Source organism: Paractinoplanes ovalisporus (assembly GCF_016834655.1).
GTDB lineage: Bacteria > Actinomycetota > Actinomycetes > Mycobacteriales > Micromonosporaceae > Actinoplanes > Actinoplanes ovalisporus.
Genome location: NZ_JAENHP010000008.1, coordinates 57,553 through 78,063 on the forward strand (window position 1 = coordinate 57,553; position 20,511 = coordinate 78,063).

Genomic DNA, 20,511 nt, shown 5'->3' on the forward strand with positions numbered 1-20,511 from the left:
TCAGCGGGTGCGGGTCAGGAAGGCCACCGCGTCGTCGAGAGCGGCCCAGCCGCCGGGCAGCTCCTCCGAGTCGAGTGTGGACCGCACGTTGAGCGTGCCGCCGTCGCGCAGGTTGATCTCCCACGAACGGCGGCCGTTGCGGGTGGCCGAGGCGGTGGCGACGTCGGCAAACGGCACGAACCGGCTGGCCGACACGGTCTTCTCCGTCGTGGTCTTCTCCGCCGCGCTTGTCTCGGTCAGTGTCGCGGTGGCGGTGCCGCCGCCCGGCGTCCCGGTCGGGGGTGCCGAAGCCGGTGCGGGTGAGCCGTCGGTGAGGACGCCGTCGGTGGCCAGGCGGGTCAGGCGGCGCCGGGACTCGTGGTGGCGGGTGCGGGGCAGGGCGGGCACCAGGAACAGGCCGGTCTCGAGGACCAGCAGGTCGGTGCGGGCGCCGTCGACCTGCACGCCGACCACGCCGCCGAGCACCGGCACGCGGGCCGAGTGGTGCCGCGCGGTCGAGGCGTCGGCCGTGATGTCGACGCCGAGGGTGGTCAGCCACTCGCGGGCCTGGCCGACCGTGGCCGGGTCGCCGGCCGCCTCGGCCGGGGCGTGCAGCTCCAGATAGGAGCCGTCGATCGCGACCAGCTCGGCCGTGCCGGTCCAGCTGTGCCGCCAGCGGGCCTTGCCGCTGTGCAGCGCGGCCAGGGCCAGCAGCAGGGCGAGCAGGTCGGTGATGCGGCCGGAGACCTCGTCGGCCGGCAGATCGCCGAAGACCGTCTCGGCGATCTTGCGCAGCCGGCCGTCGGCGGCGAGGTCGAGCACTTCGCCCACGCCGGTCACCGGAACGCCCGCGGCCCGGGACAACGCGCGCAGGGAGGCGTCGGCCTCACGCTCCATCTCGGCGACACGGGCCACGCCGAAGAACTCGTCCCAGCCCACGACCGCGCGGCCACCGACCGGGAACGCGACCGCCTGCAGGGCCCGGCCCAGGCCGGGCAGGTCGGGCACCAGCTCGCCGGCCGGCTTTCCGGGCGGCTCGGGGCCCTCGGGGGTGATCTCGGCCAGGGCGGCCAGGCGCTCGGCGAGCGGCGGGTGCGGATCCCACTCCCCCGGCGGCTCGGGATCGTGGGCCCGGAAGGCGGCCATGTCGTCGCCCCGGGCGGCCAGGACCCGCAGGAAGCCACCGAACACGTCGTCGGGAACGAGACCAGCCTGCCAGCCGGGACTGAGGTATTCGGCGTGGAACATCTGCTGCATGCTCTCGAGCGCGGGGCCGTCACGCAGCACCGCGGCCGCCGCGTGCGGACCGGCGAAGGTGGCCGCCACGCGGTCGGCGGCCAGCTCTTGAGCGTGGCTGTACGGGGTGTCGACCGCCTTGTACCACCGGGCCCACGCCCGCAGCAGCGGCCCGGCCGGGCTGCGGCGCGGGATGCGCGGCACGATGCGGCCCAGGGCGAGCCGGCCGCGCCGGGCCATCGGGCCGAACCGGCCACCCAGCGCGGGCGAGCCGTGGGCCAGTTCGTGCGCCACGACAGCCCGCACCCGCGACTCGTCCCACGCCTGCAGCAGCGGCAGCCCGAGGTGGAGCTCGCGGTGCCCACCGGCCAGACCACCGAGGCGCAGACGCTGCGCGACGGTGACCGTCGCCCCGGCCACCACGGTCACCCCACCGGGCGGCTTGACCCCGGCCGCGGCCGCGGCGTCGTCGATCATCGTCCAGAGGGCGGGCGCGTGCTGGCGCAGCACGGGCACCCCGGCCGGCGCGGGGCGGCGCAGGCGCAGCGCCCGCACGGTCGCCCACCAGAGCAGGCCGGCGACGGCGATGACCAACGGCACCGCCACCTGCAGCGCGATCTCGCCGGGCAGCGGCTCGAGCACGAGCAGCACGACGAGCAGGACGGCGGCGACCTGAAGCCACGCCACCGCCAGGAATCCGGCCAGCATCAGCGCCGACCGCGTTCCCGGTGTATCGGATCGCACTTGAAACCTCCGCAATCGAGGACCCCAGCCTAGGGCGGTGGTCCGACGGAAAGCCCAGACGCAGAGTCCGACGACAGGAAAAATAAGGAAGATTTTCGACCCGGTTTCACGCCGTCACCGAAGGGGATACGGACTGCCATGGCGTTTTTCGACCAGACCCTCGCGTTCGGGACGAAGGGCTACGCCTGGCTCCCGGACCTACGCCGCCGCAGCCACGGACAGCCCGTTCCCCTGCGGTTCGGCGGGCAGCCCGCGGTCGCGATCAGCGGACCCGACGCGGCCCGGTTCTTCTACGAACGCGGCCACCTCGAACGGCACACCGCCCTGCCCGCACCCGTGGTCGACACGCTGTTCGGCCGGGGCGTGCACACCCTCGACGGCGAGGCCCACAGGGCGCGCAAGGCCCTCTTCGTGGCGTTGCTGATGCACGAGGACGGCGTGGACACGCTGGCCTCGCTGGCCGGCAAGATCTTCGACGAGGCGGCCGACGGCTGGCGCGGCGCCGGGCCGGTGTCGCTCTTCGACGAGACCAGCCGGGTGCTCGCGGACGCGGCGGAACGGTGGACCGGCGTACCCACCAATGCTCTGGCCTCTGACATGGTGGCGATGGTGGACGGGTTCGCGACGCTGGGCCCGCGTCACGTGCGGGCCCGGGTGGCGCGTGTGCGTTGCGAACGGCAGCTGGCCCGGCTGATCGAGGACGTACGCCGTCAGGAACCGACCGGCGAACCGGTGTCGAAGATCGCGCACCACCTCGAGAACGGCTACCTGCTCGATGCGCGGAGCGCCGCCGTCGAACTCATCAACATCATCCGCCCGACCACGGCCGTCGCCTGGTTCGTCGCGTTCGCCGGGCACGCCCTCGACCGCTGGCCCGGAACCCGGGCCCGCCTGCGCGCCGGCGACGACGACTACACCGAGGCGTTCGTGCACGAGGTGCGGCGGTTCTATCCGTTCGTACCGTTCCTGGGCGGGCGGGCCCGACGCGACCTGCACTTCCAGCGCACCGACATCCCGAAGGGCGCGCTCGTGCTGCTCGACGTGTACGGCCAGCACCACGATCCACGGGTCTGGCCCGAGCCGTACGAGTTCCGGCCCGAACGCTTCCTGGGACGGCCGATCGGCGAGTTCGAGCTGATCCCGCAGGGCGGCGGCGACCCGCGTACGGGCCACCGCTGTCCCGGCGAACAGATCACGGTCGCGGTGCTGGGGACGCTCGTGCAGAGGCTGGCGAAACTCGACTACTACCTGCCGCCGCAGGACACGAGCATCGACCTGGCCCGCGTGCCGACCCGCCCCCGGAGCGGCCTCGAGATCGTCGTCCCTGCGGCTACTTCCAGTCGATCTCCGGGGATCGGTGGTAGTTGACGCCCTGCGCCTCGAAGCGCGGGCCGTACTCGGCCAACCGGCGGCGGAACGACGTCCAGTCGCGGTCGGCACGCGGCGTCCAGCCGATCTCGGCGATCGCCAGCAGCCGCGGGAACGCCATGTAGTGCACGTCGGCCAGGCTCCGCAGGGTCTCGGACCACAGCGGCGCCTCGACGCCGAGCAGGGACTCCTCGCCCACGCCGGGCAGGCGGTCGGCCGGGTCCCAGTCGTAGGAGCGCTCGACGCCGAGCAGGCCGGCCCAGTCCAGGCCGAGCGGGCTGGCGTCGTCGTACTTCATGTCGAGGTAGCTGCGGTCGGCCGGCGACATGATCACCTGGTGTCCGGCCTGGGCGGCCCGGGTGACTCCGCCGTCCGCGGGCTCGATCCGCCAGTACTGCGGGACCGCGGTCGGCGGCAGGTCGACGGCGGCCATCTCGTGCCAGCCGATCGCCCGCTTGCCGTACTTGCCGGCCATCGGCAGCACCCGGGTCATGAACGTCCGGTAGTCCTCGGCCGTCGTGCTCAGCGCCTCGTCGCCACCGATGTGCAGGAACGGGCCGGGGGTCAGGGCGGCCACGACGCGGATGACGTCCTCGACGAAGGTGTACGTGATCTCCTTGTCGGCGACCAGCGACGAGTAGCCCACCTCGGCGTCGGTCCGCGGCTGCACCGGCTCGCCGTCGGTGGTCAGCTCGGGGTAGGCGACCTGGGCGGCGTTGACGTGGCCGGGCAGGTCGATCTCGGGGACGATCGTGACAAAACGCGTTTCCCCGTACGCCACCAGGTCCGTGTATTCCTGCGCGGTGAGGAAGCCCGGGCCCTGGCCGTCGATCCCGGTGCCCTCGCCGCCGCTGACCTCGGTGAGACGCGGCCAGCCCTCGATCTCGAGCCGCCAGCCCTGATCGTCGGTGAGGTGCAGGTGCAGATAGTTGATTTTGAACTGGGCGATCGTGTCGATGTAGGACCGGATGTCGGCCGGGCTGTAGAAGTGCCGGGCCAGGTCGAGCATCGTGCCGCGGTAGGCGAAGCGGGGCTCGTCCTCGATCCGGCCGCCGGGCAGCACGACCTCGGCGGCCAGGCTCTCCGGGAGCAGCTGGCGCAGCGTCTGCAGCCCGGCGAACAGCCCCTGCTGGGTGGGTGCGCTGAGGGTGACGCCGTCGGCGGCGATGTCGAGCCGGTACGACTCCGGCGACTTCACCTCGTCGGAGTCGTCCAGGTGGAGGCGGACGGCACCGTCCTCGCCCCGGGGCACCGGGAAGCCGGTGGACCGGCGCAGCACCTCGGCCAGTTCATCGGCGACGGCGGCGGCCGCGGGGGCGGCGCTCACCGACACATCGGACGTGATCCGGAAGTCGGCGGAAGCGTCGGGCCGGACCGAAGCCGGCAGCGGAATGACGTCGCCGAGTTGTCTCATCGTGGGAGCGCTCACGCGAGAAACCATAAACTGTCTTTCCATGTCGATCACGACCCGTCGCGCCGGAGATGCCGACACCGAACTACTGCACGATCTGGCCGAACGGACGTTCGGGCTGGCCTGTCCGCCCGGAACGCTGCAGGCGGACATCGACGCGTTCATCGCCACGCACCTGTCGGTGGCGAGTTTCCGCGACTACCTCGCCGACCCCGCGCGGGTGCTGCTGCTGGCCTACGACGAGGACCGGCCGGTCGGCTATTCGATGCTGGTCCGCGGCCCGATCAAGGACCCGGACGTGGCCGCCGTCGTGGACGAGACCGTCAGCATCGAGCTGAGCAAGTTCTACCTGGCGCCGGAGCGGCACGGCTCGGGCGCGGCGGCCGCCCTGATGACCGCGACCTTGGCCGAGGCCGCCGCGACCGGGGCGGCGTTCTGCTGGCTGGGCGTCAACCAGCAGAACGTACGGGCCGGTCGGTTCTACGCGAAGAACGGCTTCGAGATCGCCGGCACCAAGCGCTTCCTGGTCGGCGCCGAGTGGCACGACGACCACATTCGCCTGCGCCCTCTCCCCTGACCAGCCCGCCCCGGCCCGACGCCGCGCTCCGACGGGCTGGGCGTGCTCGGCACGATCTCGTCGCGATCCGACGGGCCGGACGCGCACGGCACAATGTCATCGCGCTCGGACGGGCCCGACGTGCACGGCCCGATGTCGCCGCGCTCAGACAGGCCGGGTGTGCACGGCCCGATCTCGTCGCGCTCGGACAGGCCGGGTGTGCACGGCCCGATCTCGTCGCGCTCGGACAGGCCGGGTGTGCACGGCCCGATCTCGTCGCGCTCGGACAGGCCGGGTGTGCATGGCCCGATCTCGTCGCGCTCGGACAGGCCGGGTGTGCACGGCCCAATGTCGCCACGATTGGACTGGCCATACATGCACGGCCCGATGTCATCGCGCTCCGACAGGCCGGACGCGCTCGACACGATCTCGTCGCGCTCGGAACGGCCAGGGCTCGATCGGCTGGGGAGCGGCTCGATGTCGATGCGCTCGGGGCGGGCGGTTGATCGTGGTAGGGGTAGGTGGTTCCAGGCGCATTGCCCGCCCTCCCAGGGGGTCCCCCACCAGGGCAATTGTGGCAGAAATGGCCGATCAACGCGGGGCCGGACTGGCTGCGCTGTGGATAACTTCCTGGTGTGGATAACCCGCGGCTCGGTGTCGGGCCGGCGAGGCGGGCGTTGACCTCACGCCGAGGCTGCACGATGCGGGCTCGACGGGTGGGTCAGGCGGGGGTGATGTCGGCCCACTCGACGAACTTGCCGGTGCGGTTGTCGCCGGAGGAACGGCCGCGGAAACGGCGGTTGAGCCAGGGCAGGACGTGTTCGCGGTAATAGCGCGCCTCGGCCAGCACCTTGCGGCTCTCGGCCGGGCCGGGGGCGATCACGTGGGCGGCGCGTTCGTAGCCCAGCGCCCGGAGCACCAGGCTGGCGACCCGGGTGTGGCCGGCCGCGTTGAGGTGGAGGCGGTCGGGTGACCAGTAGCCGGCCCGGCGGATCTCGGCGTCGTGGAAGACGTCGACGAACGTGACGTCGTAGCGCTTCGCGAGCTCGATCGCCGACTGGGTGAGCTGTTCGCCGCGGCGGCGCATCACTCCGCCCAGCGGCAGCCGGTCGGACGGGTCGCCGCCGCTGAGCAGGACCATCCGCACGCCGGCCTCGGCACAGCGCTGGATGGCCTTCTCGGTCAGCTCGGCCAGGCGCAGCATGTCACCGCCGGGACGCAGCATGTCGTTGCCGCCGCCGTTGAGCGTCAGCATCGTGGGCCGCGGCGACAGCGCCAGCGCGGCGTCGAGTTGCTCGTGGACGATCGGCTCGAGCAGGCGGCCCCGGATGGCGAGGTTCGCGTATTGCACCGTCTCGCCCTCGCCCGCGGCCAGCCCGGCGGCAACCAGGTCGGCCCAGCCGCGTACCGAGCCGTCGGGCTGTTCGTCGCCCACGCCCTCGGTGAAACTGTCGCCGATCGCCACGTATCGCATCACGCCGAAACCCTCCCGTGCCGCCCCGTCACCACCCCGGTGTCGTCACCCGGGGCGCATCGGCCGAGGCTATCGGACCGCCCCGTCCGAACGGCCCGATTCGCGACCGGCGTCACCATCACCCGACCACCGGCCCACCCTCGCGGACCCGACGAACATGCGACAGACGGCGGCGTCGTCACCCGACCGCGGACACGCCCTCGTCGACCCGACGCGCACCCGAAGTCGGGCGCCATCACCACCCGACCCCGAGCGCACCACGCCGACCCGGCAACGACATCACCACACCAACCGCGGACAGACCCCACGCCAAGCCAGAGCACACCCGACAAGCAGCCCCGCCATCACCGACCCAGGGCACACCCCGCGCTGACCCGGCAAGCGGCGCCACCCCACCCAGCTGCGGAAACACCGAACGCCGACTCAGCGCACCCAGAAACGGCGCCACCGTCGGCCGATCAGTGGACGCACCCACAGCCACCCACGAGCGCCCCAGCGTCAACCCGGCAGCGCGAGCACCCGGCGGCGTGGACGCTGTCAGTCGACCAGAGGGCGGATCTCTTCGGCGACCCAGCGGGCGTAGGCCGCGGGGTCTTCGCCGGGCACCGGCTGGAGGATCACCTTGCTCGCGCCGGCCGCCACGAACTCGGCCACGCCGGCGGCGATCTCGGCGGGACTGCCGGATACGCCGGGATAGTCGGCCTTGTAGACCAGCGCGTCGGCCGCCAGCTTCTCGGCCGCGCCGGGGCCGGTGAGGGCGGGCAGGAACACGACGATCTGGGCGTCGGTCACCACCTTGGCCGCCTCGGCGACCTGGGCGGGGCTGGTGCCGCCGGAGAGGACCACGGCGTCGCCCACCTCGCCGGCCAGCGCGATCGTCTTGGGGCCGCCGGCGGCGACCGAGAGCAGCGGCGGGACGGCGGGCGGCCAGTCGAGCTTGACGTTGTCGAGCTTCACATAGCGCCCCTCGACCGTGACCGACTCGCCGTGGAGCAGGGCGCGCAGGGCGGTCGCGTATTCGCGCAGGAGCGTCAGCGGCGACGCGGCCCGGGCGCCGACCTGACCCATCCATTCCTGCACGCCGTGCCCGATGCCGGGCAGGGCCCGCTCGCCGAACATGCGGCCCAGGGTGGCGACCTCCATCGCCAGGGACGCGACGTTGCGGAACGGGACCGGCATGATGCCGACGCCGACGCGCAGATTTTCGGTCCAGGCCAGAGCGGCCGTGGAGGCGGTGAGACCTCCGTTGAGAAAGCAGTCTTCCCACAGCCACAGCTCTTCGAGGCCGGCCTGATCGGCGGCCTGAGCGACGGAGCGCAGGGACTCGGGCGGATTGCTCGGCAGGAAGATCGCACCGATGGTCGTCATGGACCCGATTCTGCACGGACCCCCTGACATTTTCCGGTGTCCCCGGTCCGACGTGATCCATCGGCACGCCGACGATCCAGGAGCCTGAAAGTGTGACCACCGCCACTATTAAGGCCCTACGAAGTGCCTCGGAATCGCACCGCGCGCGCCCGGCGGATCGAAGGCGCAGGTCATGGCGTCGCGAGCACTGATCGCCGCGCGTGCCGTCGTGGTTGAGGCCTCGGTGCCCGGAGATTTCGTCCAAGCGCGGGCGTGGCCGACGCCGGAAAAGTGTCAGAGGTGGTCGATAGCTTCCGTCATGCGGATCGGCGCCACGGGGGCGCCGATCCGTCCAACAAGGCCGACCACCCATCAGGCGGATCCGCGCAGCAAAACGGGTAGAGGCGGCGCGCTCGGGCTCGCAACTGCTCGGGCGCGAGTCAAGCGGTAGTAGAGGTAGCGCGCAGGGTCACAACTGCTCGGGCGACTCGATCGTGAACGGCACGCCGACCAACCCAGATCGCCGGTGTTCAGCAAAGACGGCCGGCCTACGAAGCGGAACCGCGCAGCAGGGTCTCGGCGGTGGCACGCACCTGAGTCCGCAACTCCTCGGGCGACTCGATCGTGAACGGCACGCCCAGCACCCCGACCACCATCACCGGCCAGCCCAGGTCGTCGGTGTTCATGTGCATCCGGCACGACACCTCCGAGATCTCGTCGACCGTGCCGTAGTGGCCGATCATCGCGCGCACCGTCGACGCGGGTGTTTCGAAGAGGACCGCGACGTCGTAGCGGGCCGGGATCCTCGACATGCGGGAACGCAGCCACTCCGCCGGGTCACCGCCGGGGATCTCGCGCGGCCGGAAGCGGGCGCCGGTCAGGGCGGGCGTGTCCAGGCGGTCGACGCGGAAGCTGCGCCAGTCGCCGCGGTCGAGGTCCCAGGCGACCAGGTACCAGCGGCGGCCGATCGGCACCAGGTGGTGCGGCTCCACGTAGCGCGACGACGCCGCGCCCTCGCGCGGCGCGTAGTCGAAACGCAGCCGCTCCTCGCCCCGGCACGCCATGGCCAGGGTGGTCAGCACCGTGGCGTCCAGCGTCGGACCGCCGCCGAAGACGCCGGGCGCGGTCACTGCCCGCAACGCGTCGATGCGACGGCGCAGCCGGGGCGGCAGCAGTTGGATGACCTTGGCCAACGCCCGTACGGAAGTCTCCTCGAACCCGGCGACCGCACCCGCCGCCGCCGTCCGGAGCCCGACCGCGATCGCGACCGCCTCATCGTCGTCGAGCAGCAGCGGAGGCACCGCCGCGCCCGCCTGCAACTGGTAGCCCCCGGCCACGCCGCGGCTGGCGTCGACCGGATAGCCCAGCTCGCGCAGCCGGTCGACGTCGCGCCGCAGGGTCCGCGGGCTCACCTCGAGCCGGTCCGCGAGTTCCGAACCCGGCCAGTAACGGTGGGTCTGAAGCAGGGACAGCAGCCGCAGCATCCGGGCACTCGTGTTCGCCATGGATCCAGACTCCGCCGCATTGAGGTCAGAAAGTGGCCGCAAGCGACCCTAGCTTGGAAAACATGATTCAGACACAGGGGCTCACCAAGCACTTCAAGGACGTGCGGGCGGTGGACGGCATCGATCTGCGGGTCGAGCCGGGTGAACTGGTCGCGCTGCTCGGCCCGAACGGCGCCGGCAAGTCGACGACGCTGCGCATGCTCACCACGCTGATCCCGCCGACCTCGGGGACGGCCCGGGTGGCCGGTTTCGACGTGGTGCGGCAGCAGCGCGAGGTGCGGCTGCGGATCGGCTACATCGGGCAGGGCAACGGTGCCGGCCACAGCCAGCGCGGCCGCGACGAACTGATCAGTCAGGGGCGGGCGTACGGGCTCAAGGTGCCCGACGCCCGGGCCCGAGCCGCCACGCTGGTCGAGTCCCTGGGTCTGTCCGAAGTGGCCGACCGGCGCGTGTCGAGCCTGTCCGGCGGGCAGCGCCGCCGGCTGGACATCGCGATGGGCCTGATCCACGCGCCCGACCTGCTCTTCCTCGACGAGCCGTCGACCGGTCTGGATCCGCAGAACCGCGCGAACCTGCAGGAGCACATCCTCGACCTGCGGGCCCGGCACGAGACGACGATCGTGCTGACCACGCACTACCTCGACGAGGCGGACTCGATGGCCGAGCGGGTGATCGTCATCGACCACGGGCGGATCATCGCGGACGACAGCCCGGCGCGGCTCAAGGCCGAGCATGTGGGCGACCGGATCATCCTCGGGTTCGACCACGAGACGGACGCGGCGAGCGCGGCCTCGGTGCTGGGCGGGCTTTCCCCCGTACGGGAAGGAGTTCGGCTCTTGATCTCGACGCAGGAGGCACCGAGGCGCGTCACCGGAATCCTGGACGACCTGCGCGCGCACGGTCGCCCGGCGGCGGAGGTCGAGGTGGTGCGCCCGACGCTCGACGACGTCTTCCTGACCCTGACCGGCCGCAGCCTGCGTGAGGGCGGCGCCGCACCGGAATCCGCCGGCAGCACCGACGAGCTCGTGGAGGTCTGAGCCGTGACCACGCTGATCACCGACACCCGTACCGTCTTCAGCCGCGAGCTGCGGCCCGTGCTCCGGGACCCGTTCACGATCATCTTCTCGATGGTGCAGCCGCTGGTCTTCCTGGCGCTGTTCACGCCGCTGCTGCCGGACGACTCGCTGCAGTGGTTCGTGCCCGGCATCATCGTGATGTCCTGCCTGTTCGCGTCGTCGATGACCGGTTCCAACCTGCTCTTCGAGATCCAGACCGGTTCGCACGAGCGGATGCTGGTCACCCCGCTGCGGCGGCCGGCCCTGCTGATCGGGCGCGCGCTCAAGGAGATCGTCCCGATGTTCGCGCAGGCCGCCCTGATCGTGGCCGTCTGTGTTCCGTTCGGGTTCCGGTTCAACCTCGTGGGCGCGGTGCTCGGGCTGATCATCCTGGCCACGTTCTGCATCGGGCTCGGCGCTCTGTCGTACACGCTGGCTCTGGCCTCGAAGAACCAGGAGTGGCTGTTCTGGACCGTGCAGCAGACCCTGATCTTCCCGTTGCTGCTGCTGGCGGGTGTGCTGCTGCCGATCGAGAACGGGCCGGGCTGGCTGCGGGCGCTGGCCAAGGGAAACCCGCTGAGCTATGTCGTGGACGCCGAGCGGACGCTGTTCAACGGCGAGATCTGGACGTCGGCCACGCTGAGCGGGCTGATCGCCGCGGCCGCCACCGCCACCCTCGGGTTGTGGGCCGGGGTGAGGGCGATGCGCCGGTCGGACTGAGGTGCGTGCAGTCGATACCGTCGGCGGATGCTTCTTCCGCGTGCGCTGGGGCGGCTCCTCGGAGGGCTCGCCCCACGCGTCGTCCATGCCGACCAGCCCGTCCGCCGCGCCAACTCGGACGCGGTGGTCGACTGCGCCATCTACCGGTCGGGAATTCGCAAACCGGGCACCGTCCACTTCGCTCAGACCCGGCGGCACCGGGGCGAGTTCGTCTGGCTCGGGCTGCACGAGCCCGACCCGGCGACCATGCGGGCCGTGGCCGTCACCTTCGGTCTGCACGAGCTGCTGGTCGAGCAGGCGGTCGAGGGCGGGCACCGGCCCGCGGCCGAGACCAACGGCGACGTGACCCGGCTGGTGCTGCGCACGGCCCGCTATGTCGAGCACGAGGAATTGACGGCGACCAGCGAGGTGGTCGACACCGGCGACGTGACGCTGCTGATCGGCCCGTGGTTCGTGATCACCGTACGTCACGGCGCGGCGGGCGCCTTGTGGCCGGTGCGCCGCGAGATCGAGAAGCGCCCCGAGCTGCTGCGCGCCGGCCCGTGGGCGGTCGCGTACGCGGTGGCCGACCGGCTCGTCGACGATTACCTCGACGTTTCCACGCAGGTGGAACGTGATCTCGAACGCCTCGAGGAAGAGACTTTCGCCACTCGGCGCTCCTCCGAGATCGCCCACTTCTACCAACTTAAACTCGAGATGGTCGAACTCAAACGGGCGGTGCTGCCGCTGCACGAACCGCTGGCCCGGCTGCTCGACCTGACCGTGGTCCCGGCCGGCCTGCGACCCTACTTCGTCGATGTCCGCGGCCGTCTGGCCAGGGCGATCGACCGGGTGGCGGGCTTCGACGACCTGCTTAACTCGATCTTGCAAGCGCGCCTGACACAGGTGACACTCGAGCAGAACAACGACATGCGCATGATCGCCTCTTGGGCCGCCATCGCCGCCGTCCCAACCGTGGGCGCCGGGATTTATGGGATGAACTTCGCGAATATGCCCGGTATCGACTCCCGGTATGGGTTCTCGGTGACCATTGTGATAATTGTTCTCGTCTGTAGTGGCCTCTTCTGGCGATTGAAACGAGCGGGTTGGTTGTGATGATCCACGTCACGCACAGTGACGGTCGATCAGGGTTGCGGCGGTGGCAGGTGATTCATCTGGGACCTCATGCGCCCCAAATATCGACCGAACGGCCAATCGGATCCGCCGCTTCAATGATCGTCCATACCGGACAGTACGCGAAGATTCGGCCGCTCTCCCGTAGCCATCGAAACCGACGAGTAACTACCGTTTCCTCGTCGTTCCGTGGGGAGGCTTTGTGACCGCGACCCAGGTCGCCGCGCCGGGAGGCTCGGTTAAACCGGCCAAGAAGCGCAGCGCCATCCTGACTGCCCTCAAGGGGCACGTCGACCTGTTCCTGAACGCCGGCTCGCTGATCGCCACGACGGCGATCACGTCGCTGTTCGGGTTCGCGTTCTGGTGGGTCGCCGCCCGCTCGGCGTCGCCCGAGGCGGTGGGCCAGGCGTCGGCCGCGGTCTCCGCGATGACGCTGATCGGCACCATCGGCATGTTCGGCATGGGCACCATGCTGATCTCCGACCTGTCGCAGCTGCGCGGGCCCAAGTGGGAACTGATCACCACCTGTCTGCTCGTCGCGGGCAGCGCGGCCACGGTCGGCGGCATCGTCTATGTGATCGTCGCCGAGCTGTGGATCCCGGGCCTGCAGGAGGCGCTCGGCGGCCTCTTCGGCACCGTGCTGCTGGTCGTCGGCATCGCGCTCAACTCGATCACGCTGGTTCTCGACGAGGCGCTGGTCGGCCTGCTCAAGGGCCCGCTGCAGCTGATGCGCAACGCCTGGTTCTCGGTGATCAAGCTGGCGCTGCTGGGCGGTCTGGCCCTGGCCCCGATCACCCTCGACGGCAACATCCTGCTGCTCACCTGGGTGGCCGGCATCGTGCTGTCGACCGCCATCCTGAGCGTGGCGCTGCGCCGGCGCCGCGTCATCGACTCCGCCCGGCCGCGGTTCTCGCTGCTCAAGGGCCGGGGCAAGTCGACCTTCGACCACAACCTGCTCAACCTGGCGACCTACCTGCCGCGCGCGTCGCTGCCGCTGGTCGTCACCGCGGTGCTGTCGGCCGAGGCCAACGCGTCGTTCTACACCGCCTTCATGGTGCTGTCGTTCCTCGCCATGGTGCCCGGCAACGTGGCGCTCACGCTGTTCGCGGTGGCCAGCGGCGACAAGCGGGCGCTGACCTCCAAGGTGCGCGTCGGCCTGATGATCTGCCTGGGCGGCGGTGTGCCGGCCGCGGCGCTCGTCTTCCTGCTGGCCAACCCGATCATGTCGGTCTTCGGCGCGCAGTACGCCGAGACGGCCAGCGACGCGCTGCGGCTGCTCTCGCTGACCTACATCCCGTTCGTCTTCCTGCACTTCTTCATGGCGATCTCCCGCGTGCAGGACAGGGTGCGCGGCGCCGGCATCTTCTCGCTCTTCGCGGGAATCGCCGAGCTGGGTGCGGCCTGGTACGGCGGCAGCACCGGCGGCCTGACCGACCTGGTGATGTGGGTCGCCATCGTCATGGGTGTCGAGACCGTGCTGGTCGCCCCGACCGTCCTGCGGGTCGTCTTCGGCAGCGCCAAGCGCCGCGGCGACAGCGCGAACACGACCGTGATGACCCTGCACGAGCGGGCCTGGCTGCCGCTCGAATACATCCGTACCGTCGGCCCGCTGTACGGCGTGACGGTCGACGGCGTACGGCGGGCTCTGATCGGTCTGCACGCCGCCGACCCCAAGCACCGGGCCGTGTCGAAGCTCGACCGCGTCGGCGCCCGCTGGGAGCACATGAACGGCGCCGAGTTCGCCCAGTTCGTGCACCGCGCCGTGCAGGACTCCGGCGACTGGTCGCTCGACATGGACGGGATGACCCGCAAGCTGCAGTCGGAGCCGCGGGGCGTCCACCCGATCCGCATCCTGGTCGGCGCCGGCTACATCGCGATCAAGGTCTCCCACGCGTACGGCGATGCCGGTCCCGTGAACTCGCTGGTGCACGAGCTGGTGCTCGCGGCCAGTCAGGGCCGGGCCGCGGTCATCCCGCCGCTCGAGCGCAACCGTATGGCGCTGCCCAAGGCCTGGTGGAAGCAGTTCGGCACCAAGCCGGCCCGGTGGAAGGAGGGCATCAGCTTCGCCCGTCCGCCGGAGCCCGAAGAGACCCGCATGCGCAAGTGGCAGCCCAACCTGACCGTCCGCTCAGCGCGCTCGGCCTCGACGCTGAAGCTGATGCGCAAGTGGCGCGACGAATACTCGCCCGGCGTCACCACCTCGGCCATCACGTTCGCGGCCTTCACCGCGGCGCTGCACCAGCTGGGTCTCAAGCCCGACACCGGCGGCGCGACGTTCCTGGCCGACGGCCGGCGCTTCCTCGACAAGGACGTCCGGATCGACAGCAACTTCTGCATGGGGCCCTACCTCTCCCCGCAGAACATGATGGACCCGGCGTCGATCAACACGACGATCAAGAACGAGCTCGCCACCGGCCGCATCCTCACCATGATGGTGCTGCGCGAGGGCAAGATCGCTCTGGACGGCGCGCCCGGCATGCCCGACCCGTACCCGTCGGAGCTGGCCATCCCGCCGCGCCCGCGTCTGACCTTCAGCAACCAGGGCCGGCACGACCTGCTCGGCGACCTGCCCTGGTCGGTCGGCCCCGAGTGGCGGGTCAACCTGAGCGTGCCGACCCTGAACAGCCCCGAGGGCGTCTGCCTGACCACCAGCGAGATGAACGGGGTGCTGCACCTGGAGGCGACGTTCCACGCGTCGACCTTCGACCCCAACCTGATCTCGAAGGCCATGGAGATGGTGCTCACCGACCCGTCCGCGCTGATCATGGCCGCGCGGCGCGAGTCGGACGAGGCGACCCAGGTTCTGGCCCGGGTCTAGGTTCTGCAAAGCTGCGCCCGGCCTCTGCAGGCCGGGCGCAGCTTTTGCTATGTGCGGCGATCGTCGCCGTTCGTCTCGGGCGGACCTGAGCCGCCCCGCGTTCATCCGGCGCGGTCGGGCCGCGCTCGCTATGTCCCGGCGCGCAGGGCGCCGCTGTCCTGCCGGCGCGCGTCGGCGCCGCTCACCGGTCAGGCCCGGACGGGCACGACAAGACCGGTGTTCGAGGTATAGGTGTCCGAGTTGCGGCTGCAATCGGTGTAGGTGATCGTCGCCGCGAGAATCGCCCAGGCGTCGCGGTCGAAGTCGGCCTGGATACGGAACGAGGTGTAGTCGCCACGGCCGCGGTTGAGCGTGTCGCCGCGCGAGAAGGACGTGTAGTCCCGGTCGCTCGGGTAGTCGATCTGGACGTCGTCGTTGGCCCAGATGACCACCTGGGCGTCACAGACGCGGCGGTCGGTCTTCCACTTCACGCGCACCCACTGCGAGTCGTTCGCGTCGACCGTCGCGAGCGTCTGGTTGACCACACGCGGCCCCTTGAACTGCTTCGGAGCGCTCGCCTGGGCGTCGGTGGCGGGCGCGGCCGACGCCGGTGAGGCCACGGCCAGCAGGCCCATCACCGCGGCGGCAGTGGCGGCGACGATGCCGATTCGGCGGCCCGTTCTCATATCGGTCCTCTTCCCGTTACGCGGGCCGCTTCCCGGTCGCGCGGCTCGGCCGTCGATCATGCTATAACGCGCAATTCGGGCTCATGGTCATAAAATACATTTCCAGGTTTCCCGTACGCATCCCCGCCGTCGCCCAGGCTCAGCCTTGGACGCCCTGAGACATCGCGCGCCCGGCCGATCCGACGCGTCGCAGCGGGGTTGGTCGCACGTAACGGGTCCCGGCTCACCGACTCAATCGGTGGCCCCGGGACCCGCTACCGCTACATCGGCCGGTCAGCGGCGGCTGTCATCTGATGCGATGGCCACGATCGCCACCGGCACCCGCGATCGCCGCAATCAGCCGCGGTTGCCGCCGTTGCCCCAGTCGCCGTTCCCACGGTCGCCACCGTTCCCACGGTCGCCACCGTTCCCACGGTCGCCACCGTTGCCGCGGTCGCCGCCGTTGCCACGGTCCGGACGGGTCGGGCTCGTGGTCGGGGTCGCCGTCGGGCTGACAGTGGCAGTCGGGCTGGCGGTCGCGGTCGGGCTGGTCGACGGCGACGCGGTCGGGCTCGACGGGGTCGGGCGGCCGGGGCCGTCCGGACGACCGGGACCGTCGGGGCGACCCGGACCGTCAGGGCGACCCGGACCGTCGGGACGACCCGGACCGTCAGGGCGACCCGGACCGTCGGGGCGACCCGGACCGTCAGGGCGACCCGGACCACCGGGGCCACCGGGGCGCCCGGGGCCGTCGTGGCCGCTGTTACGCAGCACCGGCAGGGACAGCGAGAACGAGCGGTACTCGGTGCGGTCGCGGCGCCCGCACAGGTCGTAGGCGATGGTGGCGCGCAGGCGGGCGATGCCGGCCCGGTCGAAGTCGGGGTTCACCTCGACGGCGGTGAAGTCCACGCGTCCCGGGCGCAGCGAGTCGCCGCGGGTGAAGGACGTGTAGCGGCGGTGGCCCGGGTAGTCGACGTCGACGTCGCGCCCGTTGACCCGCACCTCGACGTCGCAGACCTTGCGGTCCGTACGCCAGTAGATCTTGACCCAGCTGTCGGCGTTGGCCCGGACCGCGCCCAGCCAGCTGGAAACCGGCTCGGGCCCCCGGACCGCCGCCGAAGCGGGCGCCGTAGCGGTAACCGTCGCCATGCCGACCGCCGCGGTGGCCATGGCCACCAGCGCCCCGATGCGCCGACTGTTGTTCATTGCTTTCCTCCAGTGACTGTTGAGTGTCCGGTCGAGGTGCCAACCGACAAACCGGACAATATGACCACCACCGGATCCTGCCGCGCCAACGCCACGCGTTTTGCGGCGATTTCCACTTTCTTGTACTAAATGTTTAGGTCGGCCCGACCGAAAGTTGATGTTGATCCGCCGACTGGAGAGCCGCCTTCGCCAAACATCCAGCCGCCCTCGGCAAAGCCCGGATCCGGCTCTGCGGAAATGGCCTATAACCAGCGCTTATTGACGATTCTCAAGAACCGGCGGCCCCCGCCGGAAAGATGATCGAAGTCGTCGGCCACGACCGGACGGCACAGCCGCAGAAGCCCGCTCGAATCGGCCGGTTGCCGCCGGAGAGCCCGGGCCGGCCATCCCAACAAGTGGAAGACGTGAGGGGCGCAACACGCAGAAGGCGCACAGCTGATCAGCTGTGCGCCTTCTGATTACTACCGTGCGCCGCGTAGGACTTGAACCTACAACCCGCGGATTAAGAGTCCGCTGCTCTGCCAGTTGAGCTAGCGGCGCTCGTCGGCAACGGAGAAAAGGTAGCACGGCCCCAACTGATCTCTGAAATCGGCCCCGGACGAGGCTGCCCCACCCGGACGGAGGACTCGATCTCTTGCATCCATGAGGCAGGATGTCCCCGCGAACTTCAGAAGGGGCAGGTCCAGCATGCGACGCACGCTCGTGGCAGTCATGGCGATGGCGGTGATCACGCCGGTCGCGCTCGCGGCGTGCGGCAAGGACGACCAGAAGGCCACCGCCTGGGTGGGAACCTCCACGGCGCCCACCGCCTCCGCGAGTGCGGACGGGGAGCCGGTGACCGAGTCGGCCACGGTTCCGGTCAGCCTGACGATCACGCCGGCCGCCGGCAAGACGGGTGTGCCGGTCAGCGCCGAGATCGGGGTCAAGGTCGCCGGCGGCAAGGTGACCGACGTGACCCTCAAGGACGCCAAGGGCACCCCGGTCAGCGGCAAGCTGCGTGACGACGGCACATCCTGGATCCCGGCCAAGTCCCTGAGCCCCAACCAGAAGTACGCCGCCACCGTCGTCGCCACCGCCGACAACGGCCAGACCACGACCCAGACCACGAGCTTCACGACGATGGGCAAGCCCGGCAAGAAGACCGGCACCGGCCTCTACCTGTTCGACGACCGGACCTACGGCGTGGCCATGCCGGTCGTGGTCGAGTTCAGCCCGGGCATCAAGAAGGCCGACCGCGCCGCCGTGCAGCGCCGCCTGTTCGTCAGCACCAGCCCGGCCCAGCCCGGCGTCTGGTCGTGGACGAGCAGCGGCACCCAGGCCTATTACCGCGGCCCGGAGTTCTGGAAGCCGGGCACCACGATCGCCGTCCGCGTGGCCGTCGGCGGCCTCCCGACCGGCGGCGGGCGCTACGGCGACCGCGACCGCTCGGCCACCGCCAAGATCGGCCGCTCGTTCGAGATGAAGGTCGACAACGCCTCGAAGAAGATGACCGTGGTGCAGGACGGCAAGACGGTCAAGACGATGCCGGTGAGCCTCGGCAAGAAGGGCACCCCGTCTTCCAGCGGCGTGATGGTCGTCATGGAGAAGAAGGAAGCGACCGTCTTCGACACCACGGACACCGACGGCGACGACGGTTACGTCACCGACATCGAGTTCGCCCAGCGCCTCACGTGGAGCGGGCAGTACATCCACTCGGCCCCGTGGTCGGTCGGTGACCAGGGCCGCCGCAACGTGTCCCACGGTTGTGTGAACGTGTCACCGTCCAACGCGCGCTGGCTGTTCGACCGCACCCTGATCGGCGATCCGGTCACCGTGAAGGGCACGGGCGACAAGCTCTCCTACGGCAACGGCTGGACACCGTGGGATTTGTCCTGGTCGGAATACATCAAGGGGAGTGCGCTTCCGGTTCCCGCGTCGCTGAAGTGACGAATGTGGCAATTGGTGAAAAACGGACTAAATAGCGGGGAATGAAAGTCGTCACGGCACGATTCCGGGATTGGTGACCGGGAAAGATAAAGGCAGTATTGGGCGCCGGGACGAACGACGCCGTGAGGGGACCATGAAGACCTGGGGATTCAAGAAAGCCGCCGTCGCGGTCGTCGCGGCGAGCCTTCTGCTCACGTCGGCATGCGGCGACGGTGACAAGAAGTCGTCCTCGTGGGAGGGCGGAGGCCAGCCGGGCAGCAGCGGCGGTGCCTCCCCCGCGCCCGAGGCGCTGCCCAGCACGGTCGCCGTGAGCGAGCCGGCCGCCGACGCCAAGAACGTCCAGGCGATCAGCTCGGTGAAGTACACGAGCGAAGACCCGGAGAACACCGAGGTCAAGGTCGTCGACGCCAAGGGCGCCGAGATCGAGGGCACCCTCGACAAGGACGCCAAGACCTTCACCCCGTCCAAGACCCTGGCCTACGGCACGAAATACACCGTGACCGTCACCGGGCCCGAGGCCGAGGGCAAGACCAACACAGCCACCTCCTCGTTCACGACAATGGCCAAGCCGTCGAAGGAGATCCGCGTCACCAGCTTCATGGGCGACGGCCAGACCGTCGGCGTGGGCATGCCGCTGATCATCCGGTTCGGCCGCTCGATCCCCGAGAGCTACCGCGACGACGTCGAGCGCCGCATGAAGGTCACCGCCACCCCGGTCCAGGAGGGCACCTGGCACTGGACGAGCCCGACCGAGGTGCACTACCGCCCCAAGGTCTACTGGAAGGCGCAGTCCAAGGTCTTCTACAAGGTGGCGCTGAAGGGCGTTCCGCTCGGCGACGGCTACTACGGCCGCTCCGACCTCACCGTCGACCTCAAGATCGGCCGCTCGTTCGTCATGACGGTCTCGAACAAGACCAAGCAGATGACGGTCAAGCAGGACGGCAAGGTCATCAAGACCATCCCGGTCAGCCTGGGCAAGAAGAGCACCCCGTCCTCGAGCGGCACCATGGTCGTGATCGAGAAGAAGAAGCACACGATCTTCGACACGACCGACGAGCTGCCGGCCGGCGAGGGCTACAAGACCCCGATCGACTTCGCCCAGCGCATCACCTGGAGCGGCCAGTTCATCCACGCCGCGCCGTGGTCCGAGGGCAAGCAGGGCAAGGTCAACGTCTCGCACGGCTGCGTGAACGTCTCCGAGGCGATGGGCGCCTGGCTCTTCGACCGCACGATGATGGGTGACCCGATCACCGTCTCGGGCACCGAGGAGAAGCTGAAGAACGGCAACGGCTGGACCGACTGGAACATGAGCTGGGACGAGTACAAGAAGGGCTCCTATCTCTGAGCGGTCCAAGCTCTCAGCGTCAAAGCCCGGCCGGGTGATCGGCCGGGCTTTTCTGCTCCCGTAC

The 20,511-nt window shown here is 70.2% G+C and carries 15 protein-coding genes and 1 tRNA gene; 8 read left to right on the forward strand and 8 right to left on the reverse strand.

Annotated features, from left to right (window positions below; translation table 11 throughout):
• A complete protein-coding gene (locus JIG36_RS24535) occupies positions 1-1,959 on the reverse strand; it encodes a M48 family metallopeptidase (protein ID WP_307872899.1) in 1,959 nt (652 codons plus the stop codon).
• Positions 1,960-2,097: 138 nt separating this feature from the next.
• Between JIG36_RS24535 and JIG36_RS24540 the strand changes: the two genes are divergently transcribed.
• Positions 2,098-3,327, forward strand: coding sequence for a cytochrome P450 (locus JIG36_RS24540; RefSeq protein ID WP_203378748.1), 1,230 nt, complete (start codon positions 2,098-2,100; stop codon positions 3,325-3,327).
• Here JIG36_RS24540 and JIG36_RS24545 read toward each other — a convergent pair.
• Positions 3,290-4,756: a beta-N-acetylhexosaminidase gene (locus JIG36_RS24545; protein WP_307872900.1), complete on the reverse strand. Its 1,467-nt coding sequence runs from the start codon at positions 4,754-4,756 to the stop codon at positions 3,290-3,292. The two genes, JIG36_RS24540 and JIG36_RS24545, sit on opposite strands and share 38 nt — an antisense overlap.
• A 25-nt stretch (positions 4,757-4,781) precedes the next feature.
• On the opposite strand from JIG36_RS24545, the gene JIG36_RS24550 reads away from it, so the two are divergent.
• A complete protein-coding gene (locus JIG36_RS24550) occupies positions 4,782-5,315 on the forward strand; it encodes a GNAT family N-acetyltransferase (protein WP_203378750.1) in 534 nt (177 codons plus the stop codon).
• A 700-nt stretch (positions 5,316-6,015) separates the two neighbouring features.
• On the opposite strand, the gene JIG36_RS24555 is transcribed toward JIG36_RS24550, so the two are convergent.
• From JIG36_RS24555 to JIG36_RS24565, 3 genes are all read right to left on the reverse strand, one after another.
• Positions 6,016-6,768: an SGNH/GDSL hydrolase family protein gene (locus JIG36_RS24555; protein ID WP_203378994.1), complete on the reverse strand. Its 753-nt coding sequence runs from the start codon at positions 6,766-6,768 to the stop codon at positions 6,016-6,018.
• 537 nt (positions 6,769-7,305) lie between these two features.
• On the reverse strand, positions 7,306-8,136 hold the full coding sequence (locus JIG36_RS24560) for an LLM class flavin-dependent oxidoreductase (RefSeq protein ID WP_203378751.1): 831 nt from the start codon (positions 8,134-8,136) through the stop codon (positions 7,306-7,308).
• Between the two features lie 527 nt (positions 8,137-8,663).
• On the reverse strand, positions 8,664-9,620 hold the full coding sequence (locus JIG36_RS24565; protein WP_236048197.1) for a helix-turn-helix transcriptional regulator: 957 nt from the start codon (positions 9,618-9,620) through the stop codon (positions 8,664-8,666).
• A 62-nt stretch (positions 9,621-9,682) separates the two neighbouring features.
• Here JIG36_RS24565 and JIG36_RS24570 point away from each other — a divergent pair, with 62 nt between their 5' ends.
• The 4 genes from JIG36_RS24570 to JIG36_RS24585 all read left to right on the forward strand — a co-directional run bounded on the left by JIG36_RS24570 (position 9,683) and on the right by JIG36_RS24585 (position 15,326).
• A complete protein-coding gene (locus tag JIG36_RS24570) occupies positions 9,683-10,657 on the forward strand; it encodes an ABC transporter ATP-binding protein (protein WP_203378752.1) in 975 nt (324 codons plus the stop codon).
• Between the two features lie 3 nt (positions 10,658-10,660).
• Positions 10,661-11,395 (forward strand): ABC transporter permease, encoded by a 735-nt coding sequence (locus JIG36_RS24575; RefSeq protein WP_307872901.1) that lies wholly within the window; start codon positions 10,661-10,663, stop codon positions 11,393-11,395.
• A 27-nt stretch (positions 11,396-11,422) separates the two neighbouring features.
• Positions 11,423-12,490 (forward strand): magnesium and cobalt transport protein CorA, encoded by a 1,068-nt coding sequence (locus JIG36_RS24580; RefSeq protein ID WP_203378753.1) that lies wholly within the window; start codon positions 11,423-11,425, stop codon positions 12,488-12,490.
• A gap of 220 nt (positions 12,491-12,710) precedes the next feature.
• Entirely contained in the window at positions 12,711-15,326 is a 2,616-nt protein-coding gene (locus JIG36_RS24585; protein ID WP_203378754.1) for a lipopolysaccharide biosynthesis protein, read from the forward strand.
• A gap of 188 nt (positions 15,327-15,514) precedes the next feature.
• Here the strand turns inward: JIG36_RS24585 and JIG36_RS24590 are convergent, their stop codons facing one another.
• The 3 genes from JIG36_RS24590 to JIG36_RS24605 form a co-directional block, all read right to left on the reverse strand.
• Positions 15,515-15,991, reverse strand: coding sequence for a hypothetical protein (locus JIG36_RS24590; RefSeq protein ID WP_203378755.1), 477 nt, complete (start codon positions 15,989-15,991; stop codon positions 15,515-15,517).
• Positions 15,992-16,327: 336 nt separating this feature from the next.
• Positions 16,328-17,176, reverse strand: coding sequence for a hypothetical protein (locus tag JIG36_RS52180; protein ID WP_236048198.1), 849 nt, complete (start codon positions 17,174-17,176; stop codon positions 16,328-16,330).
• A gap of 467 nt (positions 17,177-17,643) precedes the next feature.
• Positions 17,644-17,716: transfer RNA gene (locus JIG36_RS24605), tRNA-Lys, on the reverse strand.
• 147 nt (positions 17,717-17,863) lie between these two features.
• On the opposite strand from JIG36_RS24605, the gene JIG36_RS24610 reads away from it, so the two are divergent.
• Both JIG36_RS24610 and JIG36_RS24615 read left to right on the forward strand, forming a co-directional pair.
• Positions 17,864-19,102: a L,D-transpeptidase gene (locus JIG36_RS24610; RefSeq protein WP_203378758.1), complete on the forward strand. Its 1,239-nt coding sequence runs from the start codon at positions 17,864-17,866 to the stop codon at positions 19,100-19,102.
• A 133-nt stretch (positions 19,103-19,235) separates the two neighbouring features.
• Positions 19,236-20,447 carry a L,D-transpeptidase gene (locus JIG36_RS24615; RefSeq protein ID WP_203378759.1) on the forward strand — a complete coding sequence of 404 codons (1,212 nt, stop codon included), beginning with the start codon at positions 19,236-19,238 and terminating at the stop codon, positions 20,445-20,447.
• Positions 20,448-20,511: the final 64 nt, after the last annotated feature.